Genomic DNA, 1,438 nt, shown 5'->3' with positions numbered 1-1,438 from the left:
GCCGGGTTGCTGCCAGGAGCTGCGCAGCTTCTCCATCTCGCGCCGGTCCTTCTTGGTGGGCCGGCCGGTGCCGCGGTCGCGGACCGGAACCATCGGGATGACGAGCTTCTCGCGCGGGGCAGTGTGGTCGATGTAGCACTTGGTGGCCACTGGGGCACCGACCGCTTGGTGATCAGGGCCGTGACCTCCAGCTCGCGGTCGAACCCGTCCTTGCGCACCCGCAGCCGGTCCCCGGGCACCACCTGCTGGGAGGCCTTCACCGGGCTGCCGTTCAGCTTCACGTGCCCGGCCCGGCACGCGGTGGTGGCCGCCGAACGGGTCTTGTAGATGCGCACGGCCCACAGCCAGGCATCCAGCCGCGCTTTGGAAGTAGTGGGGATCTGGACCATGTCTACGAGTTTAGGCCAGGATCCATCCGGGAACCGGGTAGCGTCTGCGGCGCGGCACCCGGCAGCTTCCATCCTCGTCCCGCCGCCGTGCCGAGGCAAAGATCACACCCCATGCCTGCCCGCACCGGTGCCAGGGCAGGAAAAAGCCAGGGCACTGCCGGTGCACCGGCCGTGTCCCGCGCAGGTGCCGGGCCCGCCGTTTTGACGGTCCCAGCGCCCGTGGGCCGTCTTTGCGGTTAGCCGCTGTAGGCCCCGGCATCGGTGCAGGCCTGCTTTAGGCTGTTGGCAATTTTTTCGGGCGCCGTCCTGTCGCCCCGATCGGCCAGCTCCTTGAGCGGATCGATGATTGAGGCCGGCAGGCCGCCTCCGTCGATCGCGCCAATCATTGAGGTCAGGACCCTGATCTCACTGTTTTCCAGCTGGCCATCCTGTACCGGTGCGCAGGCCTGGCGCACGAACTCCTTGGACGCGGCATCGGTGAGTTGCCCCACGGCCTCAGAGGCCTGCTGCTCGACCATGGAGCACCCGGTGACCACGGTTGCCAGCAGTGCGAGTGCGGCCGTTCCCAGTACTTTGCGTGTGTGCTCTTTCCCCATGGAAAACCACTTTAATAGGCAACGTTGGGGATCAGCTGAATGAGAGCCGAGTCGATCATCCAAGCCGTGAACCCGGTGGTGCACAATGGATCGGTGAGCAGTGCAGAACAACGAATTATCCAGCGCCTGGCCGAGGAGCTTTCCGCCACCACGCAGGTGAAGACCTGGCAGGTCAAGGCGGCCATCGAACTGCTGGACTCCGGATCCACGGTGCCCTTCATCGCCCGCTACCGCAAGGAAGTGACCGGCACGCTGGACGACGCCCAGCTGCGCCTGCTCGAGGAGCGGTTGCGCTACCTGCGCGAATTGGAGGACCGCAGGGTCGCGGTGCACCAGGCGATCGAGGAGATGGGCAAGCTCACCGACGAGCTGGCCGCCGCCATCGCCGCGGCCACCACGAAGGCCGAGCTGGAGGACATCTACCTGCCGTTCAAGTCCAAGCGGCGCACCAAG

The 1,438-nt window shown here is 66.3% G+C and carries 2 protein-coding genes and 1 pseudogene; 1 reads left to right on the top strand and 2 read right to left on the bottom strand.

All coding sequences use genetic code 11. From position 1 onward, the window contains the following. Nucleotides 1–389 (bottom strand): annotated as a pseudogene (locus tag JCM19049_RS14145) (RNA-binding S4 domain-containing protein); the annotation flags it as partial. Between the two features lie 236 nt (nt 390–625). Then, nucleotides 626–907: a hypothetical protein gene (locus tag JCM19049_RS14140; RefSeq protein ID WP_279403266.1), complete on the bottom strand. Its 282-nt coding sequence runs from the start codon at nt 905–907 to the stop codon at nt 626–628. A gap of 117 nt (nt 908–1,024) precedes the next feature. Between JCM19049_RS14140 and JCM19049_RS14135 the strand changes: the two genes are divergently transcribed. Next, nucleotides 1,025–1,438 (top strand): Tex-like N-terminal domain-containing protein (locus JCM19049_RS14135; protein WP_279403265.1); only part of this gene is annotated, 414 nt, incomplete at its 3' end.

The sequence above is a fragment of the Arthrobacter sp. JCM 19049 genome (assembly GCF_001310435.1).
Note: the sequence above shows the minus strand (reverse complement) of the source record. Positions and strands in the feature narration are given on the sequence as shown.